This window comes from Dysgonomonas sp. PF1-14 (assembly GCF_029892965.1).
Classification (GTDB): Bacteria; Bacteroidota; Bacteroidia; order Bacteroidales; family Dysgonomonadaceae; genus Dysgonomonas.
The window spans coordinates 485,104-504,654 of sequence record NZ_JARXWN010000001.1 but is presented as its reverse complement, the minus strand read 5'-3'; the positions used below and the strand labels follow the sequence as shown (position 1 = coordinate 504,654).

Below are 19,551 nucleotides of genomic sequence, written 5' to 3'. Positions count from 1 at the left end.
TAGTTATTATTAGCTCATTCTCACTCCGATATACTAAAATAAGTAATATCAAAATATAGATTATAAAGGGTAATAGTATCAACATGATTTTGATATTCTGGTTCTGATCTCTTCAAAGATAAAAATATCTCCATACTATCAAATTGCGCGGCAGCAGGGACTATTTATGAGTATCTACAATTGAATAGCCTTATGTGACAATATAATGTCGGCAATCTCTTCTGTCGAATATTCAATATATTCTCCATTTATAAATTGGCGGTCAAATAAGCCTGAAATCTCTGAATAGGAAAAATTTCTTTCCAATAGAGGGATATAATAAGAATAGCTTAATACACTGCTTAATGGCACATCTAATTCCATTAATTTATCAGAAACACCTTCATCCTCAAAAGACTGTACTCTTCTAATAAGCTCTAAGAGTTCTTCTCTTGATATATGATCAACTTTTATCGGGTCAGGTAAAGATATTTTGAAAGCAAGTTCTTCCAGACTCTCCCCTTCCCAATATTCAAACAGGTCACTTATTACTATTGATTTATTAGTCAGTTGATTCATTTCATCAATAGCGGATTGCATTTTCTCTTTATTGCTATTATCATACGCATCATCATACAGAGATATCAACTCCATTATTTTAGAAAACAAGTTTTCTGCAATTTCTATTTTAGGTTCTAATTCATCTCTAAGTTTCATTTTCTATAGATTAATTGGGATAATTATACTAGTTTGCACCAGCTAGAAAAATCTAACAATTTCATTCCTACTCTTCCATCTTAAATTTCTCTTCATATTTTATACTCTCGTCCATTTGTCCTAACCGCTTGTATAAGTTCGATAGCTCCAAATAAATGTAATGAGAAGATGAGCCATATGCTTCACTGATCTTAAATGCTTCGATCGCTGCTATATGATTCGGAAAAATCCGGCAGGCTTTGACAAAATAAAAATTTTCTTCTTCGGGAATCAGTTCAAACGTTGTTGGTTCAATGATCCAATTTAGTTCGTTTTCATCGTCCTGATTAGTAACGACAAAGACCTTTGTTTGTAAATCGGAAAAGAGATCTTTTACTTTCATTGTTTAGTCATTTTTCCTTGTAAAGGATATTATAATTCTAATCAGGTTTATTAACGAATGGAGTATGATTAAGAAAAATAGAATAAAATACCAGAAAAGCCCTGAATCTCCTGAACTAAAATAAATTAATTGCACAAAGCAAAATACTATATAACAAACAGTAATTACTAAATGGGTAATTAGCGTTTTGAGTTTATTCTCACTCCTGTATGCTAAAACAAGTAATATTAAAATATAGATTATAAAGGGTAATAGTATTAGCATAATCTTGATGGTTGAGTTCTGATTTCTTCAAAGATAAAAAATAATCTAAGATAATATAAAATACCCACACAATGATTCTAATATCCTCTCAACTAATATTGCCCCTACAAAAACCCAAACCCCACCAATATATCACCGGCAGGGTTAGTTATCAAAAAGAAAAAAATATTTACGGACCCACTCCTGTCAGTTTTTTAATTGTACTTATCTCATCCTTACTGTATGGGGTACCATCTGTCCGCAGAATGTCGTGGAACCATAGTGTCGGTTCTTTACCATCGGGACGAGGATCGTCCCACGCAAAGATTGTATTGGTCTTTCCTGCAACGAAGCCCCACGATATAGCACCCACCTGTTGCTCTTTCAGCATAGGCATCACCTTCTCGAAAGTACTTTCGAAACGCCTGCCCATCCACTCGGTACAAACAATAGGTCTGCCGTACGATTTCATTATGTGTATCCAGTCCTGATGGCGTTCGGCGTTGTGGTAACAGTGGTACGAAATGATATCGGAATTTTCGTTCTGAAACTTATTCAGTTCGTAAAAATCCAGCCGCCACACCCCTACCGTAAGCGGCTGAGACGGATTGACCTCGCGCGCCCACTCAAATACTTTTTTCAACAACGGCAGCGACTTGGTCAGCTGACCGACATTACCCGGTTCGTTATACAAATCCCACATCAATACACGTTCGTCATTTCCGAAAGTCCGGAGAATATCCGTTACGTATGCTTTCAGTTTCGGATACAAAGCTACAGTATCAGCCCTTTGTGAAACAATAGGATCGTGTACCCATCCCGAGTTGTGTACACCTGTTTTCGGCTCAGGCTGTTTACCTATTGTGGCTTCAGGATTCCAGCAATCGTCAAAGAAAACAAGAATAGTCTTTATACCATGTTTCGACGAAATAGTCAGATAATCGTTGATCCGTTGTTTAAATCCTTCTGGATCTGACTCCCACACAAGGCTATGCAGATACACCCGCATGGTATTGAAGCCCAAGGCTTGTGCCCAGCCCAACTCCTTATCGATAGTAGCAGCATCGTAAGTTTCTTTTTGCCACATTTCCAACTGATTTACAGCTGTACTCGGTGAATAATTACAACCTACTATCCAACCCTGACGGGCATACCACTCATTGGCTTTTTCTATACTCCACTTGTTTTTTACGAGTACACCTTCGTCCATAACGGAGGTCTTCCCCGCTTCTCCACAGGAGATCAGCAACAGGGGTAAAATAAATAATAAGATTAAATGTTTCTTTTTCATGATATTCGGTTTTTTCATTAAGTTTCATATTAAAAGAGGTATTCCTTGTTGTTTAGTTTCCACGCCTTAAAAAGCGTGAAATGAAGTTCCTCTTAGAAAGACTTTAGTCAAAATACTTTCGGCTAAAGCCGTTTATCTGTATTCCTTTATACCCTCCACTTAAAAGTGGAGGCAACTGAAAAGCAGGTATATTAGCAATATACAAAGTCATATTATTTCCATGACACTTCTTGTTCTGTAACCGTTGGCCCGTAAATCTTTACAATATCCGGCTTACCGTCGCCGGATGGAATAAATTCGAGCCTGTCCATACATGTTTTTCGGGGTAATACGGTTGTCTTGTTATTATGAGAATGATAAACCATGTAGTATGAATTATCCGGCGATTTGACGATACTACTCGTGCCCGTTCCTTTTTGCTCAGTGGTAGATTTCAGCACAGGGTTTCCGTCATATTTAGTGAAAGGTCCTAACGGTGATTCGGAAACAGCATACCCGACCGCATAATCGGGATTTCTGAAATCGTTAGCTGTATAAAAAAGATAGTAATAACCTTTGTGCTTCATTATAAACGGTGCTTCGGTTACAGGCCAGTCCATATTTTCATTGTTCGGTGTGTGTTCCCATGCTTCTGTATAGTCGATCAGACGGGTTATCGTACTTTCTTTTACAGATGTCAGGTCGTCATTCATTTCGGCGCCATATGTTACATTGCCATTGTCGAACCTTACGAAGTAGATATATATCTTACCATCGTCATCGAACAATACACTCTGGTCTATTTCCTTCGTATCGGGGTGTATAGGCCGCTTATCCTGCTGAATGAACGGACCTAAGGGCGAATCGGAAGTAGCTACTGCAATATGTTCTTCTACGCTGTAAAGCATATAGAATTTGTTTTTATAATAAACTACTTCCGGACCCCAAAACCACTTATCACCCCATACGTCATTCCTGTGCAGTGCCCAGCCATTGGTGGCTCCGCATGCTTCCGACCAGTTGACCATGTCTTCCGATACATGCACCTTGAATCCTTCCGAATTTTCGTCAGCTGTACCGTACAAATAATATTTACCGCCATATTGAAGTACAAACGGGTCGGCCATGTTACGCTGAATACCTGTGAAGTTGTTATAGGATTTTTTTTCTTCCTTTGGCGGATTGCCTCCGCTATCGGAATCTCCCGAACAGGCATTCACAGATAACAGCGAAAGCAGCATACATAGAAGTCGAATCGTAATTTTCATTGTAATTGTTTTTTATGTTCATTATATTTTACCCTAAACAAAACCATAAAAGACTATTTCCTTCTGATTAATTGCCACGCCTTGAAAGGCGTGGAACAGGATTTCTCCCTCAAGAAGACTTTAGTCGAATTTAAAGAATTGGCAATGCCAAATAGTTTTGGCTAAAGCTCTCTTCTTGTCTGCCTTCACTATCCTCCACTGAAAAGTGGAGGCAACTAAAAACACAGACAATCAATCCTAGTCTATTCCAAATTTATAGATCGCTTTATGATGGTAAACCTCATCGGGATTCAGCCGTATTGATGGAAAATCAGCGTGACTAGGTGCATCAGGATAGGCTTGCGTTTCCAATACAATACCTGCTCCACATTTATAAGGAATACCATTTTTGCCAACATCGCTGCCATCCATCAGCCATGCATTATACACCTGTAAGCTGGGTTGATTGGAATACACCTCCAGTGTACGCCCACTCTCAGGATGAGTAAGCTTAGCGGCATACGTCATTTCTTCCATACCTCTGTTTATCACATAAGCAAGGGCAAAACCTTTTCCTTTTACGATTTCGGTGAAATCAGCATTAAGATTTTTTCCCACTTTCACAGGAACAGAGAAGTCAATAGGTAAGCCTTTCAGCGGAACGATTTCGCCTGTAGGTATCAGTTCACTATCGCATTGCAGATAATTGTCGGCATTGATCTGCAACAGATGATCCGATACAGATTCGGCAGGATTGCCCGACAGATTGAAGTACGCATGATTGGTAATATTCACCAGTGTCGGCTTATCCGTTACAGCATGGTAGTCGATAACAATCGCATTATCATCTGTCAGTGTGTACCGCACCTTTACGTCCAGATTCCCAGGGTAACCTTCTCCCCATCGGGAGAGATACGACTGAATTCGACATACTGTGCGCCTTTCACATTGGTGTTACATTCGGCATTCCACACTTTCCGATGAAAACCCTCTACCCCACCATGCAGATGGTTGCGTTCGGGTTTGCCGAACCCATCGTTGTGAGCCAGATGATATGTTTGTCCGTCGAGAACGAACATGGCATTGTTTATCCTTGCGCACACCCTTCCGGTGATAGCTCCATGATAGCCCTCTGCGGCAGACCGGTAGCCTTCGATGTTGTCGAAGCCGAGTACCACGTCTTCCGGTTTTCCATCTTTATCGGGTACCCACATAGACAGCCATCGTCCTCCATAATCGGAGAACTGGGCTATTGCTCCCGTACGATTCTTCAAAGTGTATAATTTGGTTTGTCTGCCATCCAATTCCATCATAAAATGCTCCGGTCTAAGTATATCGCTATTGCTTTCCTTGCATGCCATACACATAATGAGCAGGCTGATAAGGAAAAGATACATATATCTGTATATCGATACCATAAGATTATTTTTATTAAGTTATTCTCCTGACGGTTTTTCCAATTTAACCCCATTGGTAGCCGGCTCACCGAATACAGGGTCGCCATTGGCATCCCAAGTGAATTTCTGTGTATGGACGCTACGATCCCACCCCGATCCTTTCCTCTTGGCCGAATGATACACGATCCAGTCCTGCGTGCCATCGGGCGATTTCACATACGATGCGCCACCGGGACCGAATATATTGTTCGTTTTCTTAAAGACAGGTTGTACTGACTTCGTCCACGATGACGGATTTAAGTAATTACCATCGGTATTGGTCAGCGAGCCGAGACAATATTCGTCGCTCCAGCTTCCGTTTGCCGAAAACATAATGATCGTCTTTCCATTCTTATCTATAATAAGCGGGCGCTGCCCTTCCTGTATTGGTCGGACGGATGTTTCCCATGTTTCGGTAGGGCTCGATATCTTTACGATAGTGCTGCGGTCGATACGGGTTGGGTTCAACATCTTGGCTATATAGGTATGCTGATGCAAGGTGTTCAGATCGGGAATACCCGACCATACAAAATAGAGATCGCCATTACCACGTTCGATGATAGAGCCGTCTATCGCCCATTCTTTATCATTAGAATCTATTACTTCACCCATGTCTTCGTAAGGGCCTAACGGACTGGCTGTAGTCGATTTCAGTGCCCACATTCGCTGCGATGTAAATTCGCTGTCGGCTGTCGACTGAGCGCAATAGTAGATATACCAACTGCCCTTCACATAATTGAGGTGCGGCCCCCACAGATTGTATTTAGCTCCTGCCATACCGTCCACAGGGCTTTCCCATACGCAGACGGAAACCCCTGACCCCATATCGGTAATAGTAGGAGGAGTGATAACATTTATCTTAGCATTGCCGCTACTCTCAGACAGATAGTATTTCCCATCGTGGCGTATCATCCAAGGGTCTGCTCCATCTGCTTTGATGGGGTTGGTAAAATATTTTTTATCCTCAGGCAATTCCGGTTCATACCCCCTGTTCTCCTGCGAGCTGCACGAAGTGTTGAAGAGCAGGGCTAACAGCATGTATATTATTATTCTCATCTTATCTGTAATTTTAAGACAGCAGGCAAAGACACCATTCTCTAGTCGATATTTCCGCCTGCTATCGGGGTTAGTAAAACTATATTATTATCAGTAATTAGGGTTTTGGTTCAGGTTCTTGTTCGCATTCAATTCCATACTCGATATCGGGAAAAACTTATGTTTGAATGTCTGCGTATCATAAGCATTGAAGTCAGGGTCGCGTTGTTTCAGTATTTCTATTTTTTCCTTACTTTCCAGATATCCCCAGCGCATAAGGTCTGCCCAGCGCACACATTCGCCACACAGTTCCAATGTGCGTTCGATTTCGAGACGTGCCTGAAAGTTTTCTTTATTGGTTAACGCCTGTGGCTGTCCTACCTGTAGATTAGGAAGGCCGGCACGATTGCGTACCATGTTGACATACTGTGCAGCCGTAGCAGGGCCTTCAAGATTATTGATACATTCAGCATAGAGTAACAACACATCGGCAAAACGCATATATCGGAAATTGATGGGGTTCTCGTATGTTTCGAAAGTACGGTAATAATCGGACTGATATTTGCGTATCATACAGCGATGCCCTTTCTCACCTGTATTGGTCGATTCAAAGTCCCAAGAGGCATCCCATCCTGTTCTTCCATATATCGAGTTATCGTCATTTGGGAAATAATCTTTCTGATTGTAGAACCATGCCGTCCTCAACAATCTGCGGTCGTACTGCCCATCGTTGCGTTTTTCTTTCAGAAATTCGTCTACAACCCACTGGCGTACATCGCCCTCGTTCCATCCTATACCATTCGGTGCAAAAAACTGTGCGCGGTGCAATCCCATACACTGACCAGGAAGATCGCCCTCAGGCCCGTTAGGGTTAAAGTCACTATACTGTATTTCGAATACCGATTCAATGTTATTTTCCGAAGTATGCTTGAAGTTATCTTCCCAGTCGTTCACAAGTCCGTAGTACTTTTTACCTTCTCCTTCGACCAGCCAGTGCAACTGATTTTTGGCATCCTGCCAACGGTGCTGCATCATATATACTCTGGCAAGCAAACCTTTGGCTGCCCCTACTGTAGCACGTCCCAGATCGTCACCGGTGTATTCTTCTTCCAGCATATTCATTGCATCGAGCAAGTCTGTTTCCATAAAAGCAAAGACCTCATCCTGTGAACTATTAGTAGGTTTATCGTCCGGATTAGAAGGCTGGTCTATGATAGGCACATTGCCCCATAGGATAGCCAGATCGTAGTAATAGAGTGCCCGCAGGAACTTAGCTTCGCCCAACAAGCGTTGCTTCTTTCTGTCACTGGTAAAGGGTATATCGGGAACGTATGCCAATACCTGATTGGCTCTGAAAATAGCTTTGTAGTGTTCCCACCATATCCAACGATTACCTTCGTTGAAGTCGTAATTTACGTATTTAAACTTTGTCCAATCCTGCAACTCGAGCCAAGGACTTACATTGGTGCATTCGTCAGACTTGATATCGTAGCTGTAATGTATCCACCTTGCCCATGTACCACTGCGGTAAAACATATTGTAAACGGCATTGATACCAAGATCGGCATCGGCTTCGGTTTCCCAGAAATTACTGGTATCGAGCGTATTCGGATTTTTGACATCCAGCAGCCCGGAATCGCAGGAAAATAACCCCGCTGCGATTATTGATATTATTATGATCAACTTTTTCATGATATATATATTTTTCTAAAAAACTACATTTAAACCGATGGCGGCCGAACGTACATTCGGGAATCTTCCATAATCGCGTCCGCGCTCGTATAATCCTCCGTTAAATTCAGGGTCTAAACCTTTATACTTAGTTATGGTAATCAGATTCTGAGCCGATAAATAGAAGCGTACCTGTTCGAAATGTATTTTCGAAATCAGGGGTTTAGGGAGCTGATATCCTATAGAGATATCTTTTAGTCGTGCAAACGAACCGTTTTCGAGCCAACGGTCTGTTCCCAGCAGGGAGTTCTGCGTGGATGTGTAAACTACCCGCGGAAATCCGGTGTCTCCTTCTTTTTCCCAAGGTTGGATACCCGACCTGTAATTGGAATTGTCATCGAATCGGTCGACCAGATGGCGCGGCGAGTTAAATAGCTTACCTCCTAGTGAGACAAACCACATCATGCTCAGATCGAAATTGTTCCATTCTACGCCCATATTCAGTCCAAATTCTACTTTTGCCCAAGGTGATCCTACTTCCTGACGGTCGGCATTGGTTATCTGTCCGTCACCGTTGAAGTCGATGAACCTTATATCACCCGGCTTAGCATCGGGTTGTATGACTTTTCCTTCGGCATTGGTATGATTCAAAACTTCGGCATCGTTCTGAAACAGACCGTCAGTCTTTATCAGATACCACATGCCGAGCGGTTTACCTACCTTAGAGATCGTGGTTTCGGTGATTACTTCCTCTTCACCGTAACCGAGCCCTTTTACTTTATTCTTCAGGGTGGTGGTGTTCAGCCCTACTTTGTAATTTACTTTGCCTATCTTATCTCTCCAAAGCAGACTTAGTTCGAAGCCCGTATTTTTCAGACTAGCTGCATTTACTACAGGGTTTCCGCCATCATTTCCGGTACTGGAAGCAATGGGCATTCCGTAAAGAATATCTTTAGAATCGGCTATATAGTATTCCATTCCGACCGACAATCTGTTATTGAAAAGGACAGCGTCTATTCCGTAATTCTGCTGTACGAGTGTTTCCCATTTCAGATTTTCATTTATCAATTTCACCTGAGTAGACCCGGGGAATATCTGGTTATTGAAAATAGCAGGTGTATTCTGGTTGATAACTGCAAAGTAATCGTACGCCCCAATGTTGACACTACCCAATGTACCGTAGTTCGCCCTTATCTTGAGGTCGTCTACCCAGTCTACAGAGAAGAAGTTCTCGCTGCTGATACGCCATGCTCCTGATACAGACGGGAATACTCCCCAACGTTTGCCTTCCTTAAAGCGGGACGAGCCATCAGACCGGATAGTTCCAGTAAGAAGGTATTTACCATCGTAGTTGTAGTTTACACGTCCCAGATAAGATATCATCACTGTGTTCCATCCATTTCCGTACGACTGAGGGTCACTCGATCCGGCATCTATTTCTCTGAAATATTCACCGGAAGAGGTTCGCAATATGGTCTTTTTCTGTGCACCTATCTGCCTGTTCTGTTCTTTCTGATAAGTGATACCGCCTACTCCATCCAGATGATGTTTACCAATATCAAAATTGAAATTGAGTGTGTTCTCTACAAGAATATTCTCGTATTGTGCGCGTATTTCATATATTTCAGACGGGTCGTTGGCCGGCTGGTTGTATGTCCATGTACCTTCTTTGCGCAGGTAGCGGTGATTGCTGAAGCTGGTTTCGTAACCGAAATTTACTTTATAGGTAAATATCTTGAACAGGTCTACTTCGAGAAACGCATTTCCACGAAGCCTGAAATTCTCGTTCGACCGGTTCTGCAAGTCGGTCATAGCAACCGGATTGGAACCGAATGTCTTTGCCCGCGAACCATCGCCATAGCCATATCCGCCCGGATTTTCCTCATCGTAGACAGGAATCGTAGGCAACATACGCAATACTTCCCAGTAAGGGTTGAGCGTTGGCAGTTCGGTAGAGGTGGCATTACTGATAGCAAGGTTTTCACCAAACTTGAGAATGCCTTTCCGCGCTTCGGTATTTACCCTGACACTGACACGATCGAAAGAAGTACCGATCAGCGTACCTTTGTTTTTGAAGTAATTACCCGAAACCATATAGTTGGAGAATTTGCCTCCTCCCGAAAGGCTTACATTGTAATCGTCGACCTGTCCGGTACGGAATGCAGCATCTTGCCAGTCGGTATTTATATCGGGGCGGTGATCCTGAGCCGGAAGCCCTGCATTAGCATACGCCATATCGTTGAGCCGTATAAATTCGTTACGATCGGCAAGGTCGTATCGCGGAGTCGTTTGTATACCTTTCCTCAGCGAAGCACTTACTTTCATAGGGCCTTCTGTTCCTTTTTTGGTAGTAATAATAATTACCCCATTAGCAGCACGCGAACCGTAGATAGCTGCGGCCGAAGCGTCTTTCAATATCTGTATCGACTCTATGTCGGCTACATTCAGGTCTCTGTTGGCTGATGTAAGCATCCCGTCAATCACATACAGCGGGTTGTTGTTGGTCAAGCTGCTTACACCCCTTATCTGTATGGCAGACTCTGAGCCCGGCTGGCTGCCTCCTCTTACATATACGCCGGTAGCTGCTCCCTGTAGGGCATCGGCAAGCGTGGTCACCGATTTGTTTTTCAACACATCGGTATCTACAATAGATACGGCTCCGGTAAGGTCTTTCTTTTTCACGCTACCGTAACCGACTACGACGACTTCGTCGAGTTCTTTACTATTACTTCGCAAAGTAACATTGATAACGGACTGTCCACCAACGGCAATGCGTTGCTCGGCATAGCCCACATAGGAGAATATAAGTACGGCATCGCGGCTTATTCCTTCGAGACGGTATTCTCCTTTCAGATCGGTGGCGGTTCCTTTTATGGAGCTTCCACTTGTTCCTTCCACAGTAATATTAACGCCAATCAATGGCTCATTGTCTTCATCGGTGACTGTACCTGTGACCGTAAAGCTTTGGTTTGCGATAGCCAGAAAAGGTACCGACAGCATACATACCAGCAATAGTGTTTTCCGTGCCGGAAAGTGCAGGATGAAGAAGTTCAGTAGATGATTAATACGATTTTTCATGAAATTTGACTTTAAAGTTCCAAATAGATTCTTGGTATAATTCTATCAGTCAAGCTAATATATAGTGACCGATAATTTAATGTTGTTTTCATAGTTTCAGGGGATATGCTAATACTTCTGTCGTGTGCTTTCTTTTGTATATCCTTCCCCCTCAGGGCATTTAGCCGATAGCATTTTATTTCGGCTTTTCGATGGCATTTCTTTCGTGTTTTCTTAGTATTGCTTTCAAGTATTCCCACTTTCTATACAAGGAATGCTCTTGAGTTCCGACTTAGTTGCCTCCACTTTTAAGTGGAGGAATAAGAATAGTTACTTGAGGTGGCTTCAGCCAAACTAATCTTAACTCTGTCAATCTTTAATTTAATTTGACTAAAGTCTTTTGTTACTCCGGCTTTCACCCACGCCTTAAAAGGCGTGGTAATCAAGAACCCATAGTTCTCCTCTGTGCTAGGGAGGTAAGGATGTTATGTAAACAGGATTTTTCATATCTTTTGGTATTTAGGTTTTATATATAATTGTATTCGGTCATATTGATTTGTACTCCCTGATGGTTGACGTCCATAATCCGTACATTTTGCAAACATTTCAGAGCCTCAGTATGGTTTCCTGTTCCCAGATGCCCCAAGCCCATTACATAGTAGCAATGTATCTTATTCCGGGTATTAAGGTCGTCTTCCCAAATGGCTAGATCGGGTAGCGATACGGCAAAGTAATCGATAGTACAGTCGTCAAACAGATGCTTTTCGCCATGTGCAATCAGTTTGTTGAAGCACGAACGGGCTTTGTCCTCGTTGCCAAGTGCGCGCCATGCCAAGCCCTGATAGTATATTTTATCAGGCTGCTGATCGTTGTAGAAAAAGGCCTGTTGCGGTTCGAGTGATCCTTGTGTCGCTTTCGTGAAGCAGCGGACAGCTTTGTCTTCTTCCCCTTTTCTTCTGTATGCGATTCCTTTATAGTAGTCAATGTCGTTTTCTTCGGCATTGGCAAGTTTTCCTTCTCCCAGATTGTGTGGATAGGCATCTGTTTCGTGCAACAAACTCAATGCGTCATCATATCTTTCTTCTTTTATACATCTTTTAGCTAATGCTAAGCGGCAATAGACATACTGTCCCGTTATTTTTCCTTCTCCTCCTTCCCAAGGGTGGAACTTCTGACTATCTATCAGCGTCATTGCTTTTTCATATTGTCCGAGCTGATTGTAAAGCGTTATGCGTTCTATCAACAAGTCGTCTCTTTCGTTGACCGTATCGCCGTATCGCTCTAAAAATTCCAATCGTTCTTCGGGGTGCATCCCCATTCTTTTATATAGTTGGTCGAGCTCCATCAATACGCGGGCATCGGTAGTATCCATCGCAAAGGCTTTCTCAAGTAACAGGCGTGCTTCGTTCTTCTTGCCTCTTTTGTTATAATAAGCCAGTGCCAGATTGCGGTACACAGTAGGAAAATCGTTTTTTATGTCCTTCGACCTTTCCCAACATACAATGGCATCGCCATACTGCTGCGAAGCATACCAGAAATTACCCAGATAAAACGGTGCGTAAGGATCGGACGGATTCAGCCGCATCGCATCCTGAAGAATAAGCACGTCTTCTATCTTATTAGGGAAACAGCGTTCTGGATTCATTACAGAGGCTTTACGGTACATTCGGATGGCTGCTGCATCATCTCCCTTCAGCGAATGAAAGTAGCCCAGCGTGTAATATACCATCGGATACACCTGTTCCGATTCGCCTGTGATATGTGACAACAAGCTGATAGCTTCGTCTGTGAAACCAAAGGACGCATAGTCGATAGCATATTCGAGGTAAGACCAGACCGAACCACGCATCAGTGCCTTAAATACATTCAGGTCGTTGGCTTTGTTGGTGAGCAGGTATTTTTCGTACTGGCATCCCATATTGAATTTGTCGATACTCAAGGATTCGCCTATGAAGTCCTGTGCCTGCTTATCCCTGCCCATTTGCCTCAATACGGCTGCTTTCAGATGGCGCGCCTTGTGGTTGTGACTGTTGTGTATCAGACTGACATTAGCCTTCTCCAATGCTTCCTCCCACTTTTCGTTCATTGCATCTATCTGAGCTAAGGCAAAGTAACCTGCATTTTTCCATGCGAAACTCCAACTCGCCTTGTAAAAGGCATCGTAGGCCTCATCATACTTATGCTGCATTCTCAGGCTGCAACCCAGGTTGTAATACGGTTCGGAATTATACGGATTGGGATTTCGCTCGGTCAAAGTTGCAATAGCAGTATTGAAATATGCTTCGGCTTCTTCAAACTTTCCTTTGCGCATCAGCCATAGCCCGATAGCATTATTACTGCGGACATCACCCAGATCGCGTTTCACAGCTTCGCGGTAATAATCCATCGGGTGATAAGTTGCATGGCGATATTGCTCAAGATGGAGCCCTGTAAGATATAATTGCTCATTGGAAATAATCTCTTCCGGTTTCAGTGCCGCTTTTGCAGGTTCGGGTATTGGTTTCAGTTCATTTTTGTCGGGCTGATAGCTGAGTATCTGCTCGCCTTTGTTATCTGACAGTTTGAAAACGAGGAGTTCCGGATTTATTTCTTTGTCAATGCGGATGCTTTTCCTGTAAGGCTTATCAGGTGATATTTCGGCAATGTCATCAAGATATACATTTCCGTCTATATCTTTTAGGTGAACATTCAGCGCAGTGAACAGTGAGGTGGTGTATACGACAACAACAATAGCACCATTTTCTACACTTACATTTACTACAGCATCTTTATTTGCATTCTTCACATAGCCGACCTCACTATATGGCATGAAATATTGTATCCACGATTTTTCTTCATTTGGCTGTAGCCATGAGAAGTCGGGCTGGTTGTCGGTATACACTCCTGTCATTAGTTCTATATAAGGGCCGTCTTCATCGGTAAGGTTTCTGTCCCATGCCTTGCCAAAGTCGCCGCAGCCCCATGTCCATTGTTTCTTTCCGGGCGAGACGTGACGGTCTCCCACATGCAGCAAGCCCGCCTGTGCATCTTCTTCGTATCCGCCGATGAAATCGTATTTGGACAGGATAGCCATATATGAGGTAGGTACAGGAATATTCTTGTAGCGGGATATGTCTACTCCTGCCGAATAATCGTGCTTGTAATATGTGCCTGTTGCTATCGGGAACTTGGAAACATCGCGCTTCCCATGATCGAATACAGCGTACACATCGGGCGGAAAGACCGAATAATAATCGTCGCCTACTACCACTGCCGGATTAGCCCACCACAGGAATGTCTGTGGGAAAGAGGTGCGATTGTACACTTTCACATTGATCTCCAGATAAGCCTTGTCGGGATAAAGTGTGAAGCCTTGCATCCCTTTTGTGCGGAACATACGTTCCACTTCGTTGCACCATACAGTGACACTGCCATCGGCGTGCTCTTCGATGCAGTAGTCGGTAGGCAAAAAAGTGCTCGGGCGATGGTGCTGAGGCCAGTTGAACTCGATGCCTCCCGATATCCAAGGACCTGTCAGCCCCACCAACGCCGGCTTTATTACCTGATTGTAGTAAACGAAATGGCGTTTCTTTACCTTATCGTATGCCATGTGTACACGTCCGCCGAGTTCGGGCAATATCATTATTTTCAGATATTCGTTTTCGATGAATAGGGCTTTGTACGCCTTGTCTTTCTTCTCATCGTATATCTTTTCTATCACCGGATAAGGGTACACAGTGCCTGAGCTTCCCTGATATACTCTCTTTTCGAGAAAGATCGGGTTTTTCTCTTCTTTACCCGCTTCGTAGGTAGGGAGTAGCACTTCTTCTTCCCAAGCTTTTACAATTCCTTTTTCAACGACTTTGGGTTGAATCAGATAGTGTGTTATTCGTTCCATTATATGTAAATAATTATTATTGATGGTCTATTTCGATAATTCATCTTCGATCTGCTCCAACGATTTCCCTTTTGTCTCAGGCAGGTATTTTTTCGTAAAGACGAATCCTAAAAGACAGATCAGTCCGTAGAGCCAGAATGTGCCGTACGCTCCAAGCGAACTATTCAAGATCGGGAATGTAAACGTGAGTATGAAACAGGCCGTCCACAGGGCAAAAGTGGAAACTGCCATTGCCATTCCCCTGATCTTGTTGGGGAATATTTCGGAAATCACCACCCATGTAATAGGGGCCAGTGTCATTGCATAACAAGCGATGGCCATGACGACCAGCATGAGTACCGCAAATCCTGAGATCTGAAAATAATAACAGGCCCCTAATACAGCATAGATCATACACAGTCCGATAGCACCGAATAGCAGTAATGCGCGCCTTCCTATACGGTCGACCAGATACATGCCAACGAAAGTGAATATAACATTGGTAACTCCTGTTATTACGATGTTCATCAATATATCGGAAACGCTATAGCCTGCGGATGAAAAAACTTCCTGTGCATAGTTGAAGATTACGTTTATACCGCACCATTGCTGGAAAACGGCTATAACGATACCGATAAGGAGTATTTTGGGCATTTTCCCTTTAAACAACAGCCTGTAATTCACTTTAGATGTATCGGTGTCCGAAAGCAATGCTTTTTTCAGATCGCTGATCTGAGTGCGGGCAAACGACTGTCCGCCAATCCGGGCAAAGACATTTTCGGCTTTGTCGTAAAGTCGGTGTGTAGCCGACCAGCGCGGACTTTCGGGTATGAAGAATATAAATAGCAGATACAATGTCGCCGGAACTGCTCCTGCCCAGAACATCCATCGCCAACCCATTTGACCATTCCATGAGGTCAATATATTTTCTCCGGGAGTTACGGGATCGGCAATCAGCCAGTTGACAATCTGTGCACTCAATATTCCAAGCACTATGGTTAACTGATTGATAGACACAAACCGTCCTCTGATGTCAGGGGGTGATATTTCGGCGATGTACATAGGTGCTACATTGGAGGCGATGCCGATACCAATTCCGCCAAGCAGGCGATATACAATAAACCATGATATACTATCGACCCATCCTGTGCCTAAGGCTGCAGCAATGAAGATGACGGATGCTATAAGCATCAGCGGCTTGCGCCCGTACTTATCGGCGAGACTACCCGATATGGTAACACCGATAAGGCAGCCGAGTATGGCACTGCTCATCACCCATCCCTGCATGGAAGGAGCATCGGTAATATTGAAGAATATTTCATAAAAGGGCTTCGCGCCTCCTACCACAACCCAGTCGTAACCAAACAAATAACCACCGAGTGCGGATATGAATGCGATGAATACCAGATAGGAGATATTGTATTTTTTCATGATGACAGGTATAATAAGGTTAATATATGTTTGTCTTCCAAAACACAGGACAGCCTATGCTCTTGGTATAATAAAAAGTACTGATGTAAAAGGTCTTAAAATCGTGTTTCTACAGTTTTGGCATTCTTTTAATTCTATGTATAAAAGTCTATAGTATCGTTTATAAATCGGGCAATAATTTATATAAGCAAAAGTAGAATAGAATTTGTGTGTAAAAAATGTATATTCTTTTGCAAAATATGTAAAAAATAACTATTTTGCAAGTTTCCCCGCATTTTATTCTAGACATTAACATTATGGATACAATTATCGCCGATGGCTTCAAAGGAGAAAAGGCCATTATCACTCCTTACAATATACGGTCTTATCAGGCAAACAATGAGGTTACACGACAAATACATGTGACACATATAGGCTATTATCCGAATGCAAAATTCCATTACAGGGAAAGGGCAAACGGTACGGATCAGTATATTTTCATCTATTGCGAAAAGGGTAAAGGATGGGTGGAATATGACGATGAGAGGTACGTACTGAAAGAAAATCAGTTCTTTATACTTCCGCCAGGCGAGTATCACAAATACGGCTCGGAACTGCATAATCCTTGGAGTATATACTGGCTGCACTTCAAAGGGGAGAATATACAGATGTTCGATTCTATCATAAAAAAGCATATTGACATAGGCGATGCCGACAATGCGCGTCATCAGGATCGTTTCCGCCTGTTTGAAGAAATTTATCAGAATCTGGAAATGGGTTATAATCCCGAAAATCTGGAATATATCACTTTTTGCCTGATGTACTTTCTGGCTTCACTCAAATACCTTTCACAATATCGTGAGATACAAAGTATCAGGAAAGCAGATGTGATACAGAGTAGCATTGTATATATGAAAGAGAATCTGGAAAACAAGATCACATTGCATGACATAGCCGATGCGGTAAGTTATTCGGGCTCGCACCTGAATACGCTATTTGTGCAGCGCACGTCTTATTCGCCGATGGCTTACTACAATCAACTAAAGATACAACGTGCGTGCTCATATCTGCAATTTTCGGAACTAAAGATCAAGGAGATAGCATTCAGGCTGAATTTTTACGATCAGTTTCACTTTACAAAGGCTTTTGTGAAGGAAATGGAAATAACGCCGAAAGAATACCGAAAGAGATATTATGATGCGGCGGGGGATTGAGTGTTTTCTATTATTAAAATATCAGATTCCAAAATAGCTGACGGGGGTGTACAATTCTTTCTCTTTCAGTATTTCAATAAACTGTTGCGGGTTCTGATTATATATATCGTTGATTTCGGATGAATAGCCGATATGGACATGGGGCAGATAAGTCTTAATGCCTTCCCAAAAGACAGCCTTTTGCTCAGCCGAATTGCATTTTATAAATGTTTTGAGTCCATCTTTCGTGTGAATATGGAATCGCAACGATTCGTTTACGGTTATTATATAAGCTACTTTTTCTTTGGTAACGATAGGGTCTATCCAAACAATATTATCGGGGTTCTCCTTGATGATACCGAGCCAGAAATTGCCTTCATTAAAGTCTCCTTTTCGTTGTTTGAAAAGAAAAATCAATCCGATGATTATTCCGATAGCTATAAGGAAAAGCACAGGTTCCTCTCCTATCGTGATCCCCCAATAGATAAAGAATATAGCCAGTCCGGACATAACGATAAGTGCCATCACCATTTGGAGCACATTTGAAGCGCAACTATCCTGTATCAGTTCATCAAATTCTTTTTCTTTTTCCATCGTCCGATTTTCTTAGATGGCTTAAATATAATAAATATCCAATAGCACGTTCGATTATTCAATACAATCTCAAATACTGATTGGCATTATTATTTTTTCCATATCAGCGTCAGCCCGTCCCGTACAGGTAATATCACCTTTTCTACTCTATGGTCTTTTGCTACCATATCGTTGAACTGCTGTATGCCGATAGTCTGCTTGTCAGATGGCTTGGGGGTTTCTAATACGTGCCCATCCCATAGGGTATTATCTGCAATAATCAGCCCGCCGGAACGCACTTTATCGAATATCAGGTTGTAATATTCTATATAATGCCGCTTATTAGCATCTATAAATACCAGATCGAAGATGCGGTCTATTGTCGGAATTATCTCCATAGCGTCACCTATATGCAGATGGATTTTATCTTTCAGCTTCGTGCGGTGAAGATATTTCATTATAAAGTCTTCCAACTCGTCGTTTACCTCTATGGTGTGTATCTCTGCATTGCCGGCAGCACCTTCGGCAAGACAAAGGGTAGCATAAGCTGTGTAAGTCCCTATTTCGAGGATATACTCCGGCTGCATCATCCGGCAAAATATGCGTAGTATCTGCCCCTGCAAATGTCCTGAAAGCATGCGGGGTTTCAGTAAATTCACATGTGCATCTCTGTTCAGCTGCTTCAATAGCTCACCCTCTTCGTCTATATGGGAAAGAATATAGTTTTCTATTGACTGATCTTTATCTAATGACATTGTATTCTATCTCAAATTTATTTTAACAAATTATACTTACCAGCCGAGGGTAATTTCCTGAGGCTTTGCTTTCGAAATAGTTCCTCTTTTATTTCAAAAGCGTAGTACAAAAGCTATGTGCCGTTAGAACGTGTTTTTCTCCAGATTTTACGCCCGACTCTGAAGACTAGGTATAATAATACAATAACAAGTAAGAAAGCAATAACAGGAGCTATTAGAGTGACGCCCGTCATTACTACTGCGCCTGTGGTTTCAGCCGTAGTTACTACAGGGTTGGCAATCCCTCCCGTAGTGCCCGTAGATGCAATGCGTGTTCCTGCAAAAGCCGAACTTACAGCTGCCGCCGTACCTCCGCCCGCTATCAGGGCTAAAGCCCATTGAGGGAAGGACCCTATGTCGGAGAACTGGCTGGCAAAAAGAATAGAACCTGCAATAGTGGCCAAAGGGACAGACAATGTATCAAGCAAATTGTCTACATAGGGAATATAATATGCCAGAATTTCTACAACAGTGGCTATCCCTGTCGTGATAAGGGTTGGCAATTCGGCCATCCACGAAAACAAATCGTTGTGTATCACATCAATCCAACCCATATATGAAGCAAGGCTGACAGCAAACATTGGTAGGAATACGCGAAAGCCTGTAGCAGCCGATAACCCTATGCCGATAAAAGCGCTCAAAACGTATTTCCATTCGGAAAATTGCTGAACAAATTCTAACATAATGA

The 19,551-nt window shown here is 42.7% G+C and carries 13 protein-coding genes and 1 pseudogene; 1 reads left to right on the top strand and 13 read right to left on the bottom strand.

Annotated elements, in window-relative coordinates; genetic code table 11:
• Positions 1 to 174: 174 nt before the first annotated feature.
• The 10 genes and pseudogenes from M2448_RS02240 to M2448_RS02195 form a co-directional block, all read right to left on the bottom strand.
• Positions 175 to 696 carry a hypothetical protein gene (locus M2448_RS02240; protein WP_280644644.1) on the bottom strand — a complete coding sequence of 174 codons (522 nt, stop codon included), beginning with the start codon at positions 694 to 696 and terminating at the stop codon, positions 175 to 177.
• Between the two features lie 67 nt (positions 697 to 763).
• Positions 764 to 1,078, bottom strand: a complete 315-nt coding sequence (locus tag M2448_RS02235) for a hypothetical protein (protein ID WP_280644643.1) — start codon at positions 1,076 to 1,078, stop codon at positions 764 to 766.
• 433 nt (positions 1,079 to 1,511) lie between these two features.
• Entirely contained in the window at positions 1,512 to 2,612 is a 1,101-nt protein-coding gene (locus tag M2448_RS02230) for a cellulase family glycosylhydrolase (protein WP_280644642.1), read from the bottom strand.
• Between the two features lie 212 nt (positions 2,613 to 2,824).
• Positions 2,825 to 3,859 carry a glycoside hydrolase family 43 protein gene (locus M2448_RS02225; protein WP_280644641.1) on the bottom strand — a complete coding sequence of 345 codons (1,035 nt, stop codon included), beginning with the start codon at positions 3,857 to 3,859 and terminating at the stop codon, positions 2,825 to 2,827.
• Between the two features lie 237 nt (positions 3,860 to 4,096).
• Positions 4,097 to 5,148 (bottom strand): annotated as a pseudogene (locus M2448_RS02220) (aldose epimerase family protein).
• A 126-nt stretch (positions 5,149 to 5,274) separates the two neighbouring features.
• On the bottom strand, positions 5,275 to 6,330 hold the full coding sequence (locus tag M2448_RS02215; protein WP_280644640.1) for a glycoside hydrolase family 43 protein: 1,056 nt from the start codon (positions 6,328 to 6,330) through the stop codon (positions 5,275 to 5,277).
• A gap of 90 nt (positions 6,331 to 6,420) precedes the next feature.
• On the bottom strand, positions 6,421 to 8,001 hold the full coding sequence (locus M2448_RS02210) for a RagB/SusD family nutrient uptake outer membrane protein (protein WP_280644639.1): 1,581 nt from the start codon (positions 7,999 to 8,001) through the stop codon (positions 6,421 to 6,423).
• Positions 8,002 to 8,016: 15 nt separating this feature from the next.
• Positions 8,017 to 11,058 (bottom strand): TonB-dependent receptor, encoded by a 3,042-nt coding sequence (locus M2448_RS02205; protein WP_280644638.1) that lies wholly within the window; start codon positions 11,056 to 11,058, stop codon positions 8,017 to 8,019.
• Between the two features lie 505 nt (positions 11,059 to 11,563).
• Positions 11,564 to 14,914: a DUF5107 domain-containing protein gene (locus M2448_RS02200; protein ID WP_280644637.1), complete on the bottom strand. Its 3,351-nt coding sequence runs from the start codon at positions 14,912 to 14,914 to the stop codon at positions 11,564 to 11,566.
• A 27-nt stretch (positions 14,915 to 14,941) separates the two neighbouring features.
• Positions 14,942 to 16,327, bottom strand: a complete 1,386-nt coding sequence (locus M2448_RS02195) for a sugar porter family MFS transporter (protein ID WP_280644664.1) — start codon at positions 16,325 to 16,327, stop codon at positions 14,942 to 14,944.
• Between the two features lie 293 nt (positions 16,328 to 16,620).
• Here M2448_RS02195 and M2448_RS02190 point away from each other — a divergent pair, with 293 nt between their 5' ends.
• Positions 16,621 to 17,517: an AraC family transcriptional regulator gene (locus M2448_RS02190; protein WP_280644636.1), complete on the top strand. Its 897-nt coding sequence runs from the start codon at positions 16,621 to 16,623 to the stop codon at positions 17,515 to 17,517.
• A 21-nt stretch (positions 17,518 to 17,538) separates the two neighbouring features.
• Here the strand turns inward: M2448_RS02190 and M2448_RS02185 are convergent, their stop codons facing one another.
• The 3 genes from M2448_RS02185 to M2448_RS02175 form a co-directional block, all read right to left on the bottom strand.
• A complete protein-coding gene (locus M2448_RS02185) occupies positions 17,539 to 18,090 on the bottom strand; it encodes a hypothetical protein (protein WP_280644635.1) in 552 nt (183 codons plus the stop codon).
• 89 nt (positions 18,091 to 18,179) lie between these two features.
• Entirely contained in the window at positions 18,180 to 18,824 is a 645-nt protein-coding gene (locus M2448_RS02180; RefSeq protein ID WP_280644634.1) for an O-methyltransferase, read from the bottom strand.
• 113 nt (positions 18,825 to 18,937) lie between these two features.
• Positions 18,938 to 19,546 carry a DUF4126 domain-containing protein gene (locus M2448_RS02175; protein ID WP_280644633.1) on the bottom strand — a complete coding sequence of 203 codons (609 nt, stop codon included), beginning with the start codon at positions 19,544 to 19,546 and terminating at the stop codon, positions 18,938 to 18,940.
• Positions 19,547 to 19,551 lie beyond the last annotated feature (5 nt).

What these genes read in the sequence shown, in the direction of transcription:
- M2448_RS02240 (WP_280644644.1), bottom strand. Translation starts at nt 696, where the DNA reads ATGAAACTTAGAGATGAATTAGAACCTAAAATAGAAATTGCAGAAAAC.
- M2448_RS02235 (WP_280644643.1), bottom strand. Translation starts at nt 1,078, where the DNA reads ATGAAAGTAAAAGATCTCTTTTCCGATTTACAAACAAAGGTCTTTGTC.
- M2448_RS02230 (WP_280644642.1), bottom strand. Translation starts at nt 2,612, where the DNA reads ATGAAAAAGAAACATTTAATCTTATTATTTATTTTACCCCTGTTGCTG.
- M2448_RS02225 (WP_280644641.1), bottom strand. Translation starts at nt 3,859, where the DNA reads ATGAAAATTACGATTCGACTTCTATGTATGCTGCTTTCGCTGTTATCT.
- M2448_RS02215 (WP_280644640.1), bottom strand. Translation starts at nt 6,330, where the DNA reads ATGAGAATAATAATATACATGCTGTTAGCCCTGCTCTTCAACACTTCG.
- M2448_RS02210 (WP_280644639.1), bottom strand. Translation starts at nt 8,001, where the DNA reads ATGAAAAAGTTGATCATAATAATATCAATAATCGCAGCGGGGTTATTT.
- M2448_RS02205 (WP_280644638.1), bottom strand. Translation starts at nt 11,058, where the DNA reads ATGAAAAATCGTATTAATCATCTACTGAACTTCTTCATCCTGCACTTT.
- M2448_RS02200 (WP_280644637.1), bottom strand. Translation starts at nt 14,914, where the DNA reads ATGGAACGAATAACACACTATCTGATTCAACCCAAAGTCGTTGAAAAA.
- M2448_RS02190 (WP_280644636.1), top strand. Translation starts at nt 16,621, where the DNA reads ATGGATACAATTATCGCCGATGGCTTCAAAGGAGAAAAGGCCATTATC.
- M2448_RS02185 (WP_280644635.1), bottom strand. Translation starts at nt 18,090, where the DNA reads ATGGAAAAAGAAAAAGAATTTGATGAACTGATACAGGATAGTTGCGCT.
- M2448_RS02180 (WP_280644634.1), bottom strand. Translation starts at nt 18,824, where the DNA reads ATGTCATTAGATAAAGATCAGTCAATAGAAAACTATATTCTTTCCCAT.
- M2448_RS02175 (WP_280644633.1), bottom strand. Translation starts at nt 19,546, where the DNA reads ATGTTAGAATTTGTTCAGCAATTTTCCGAATGGAAATACGTTTTGAGC.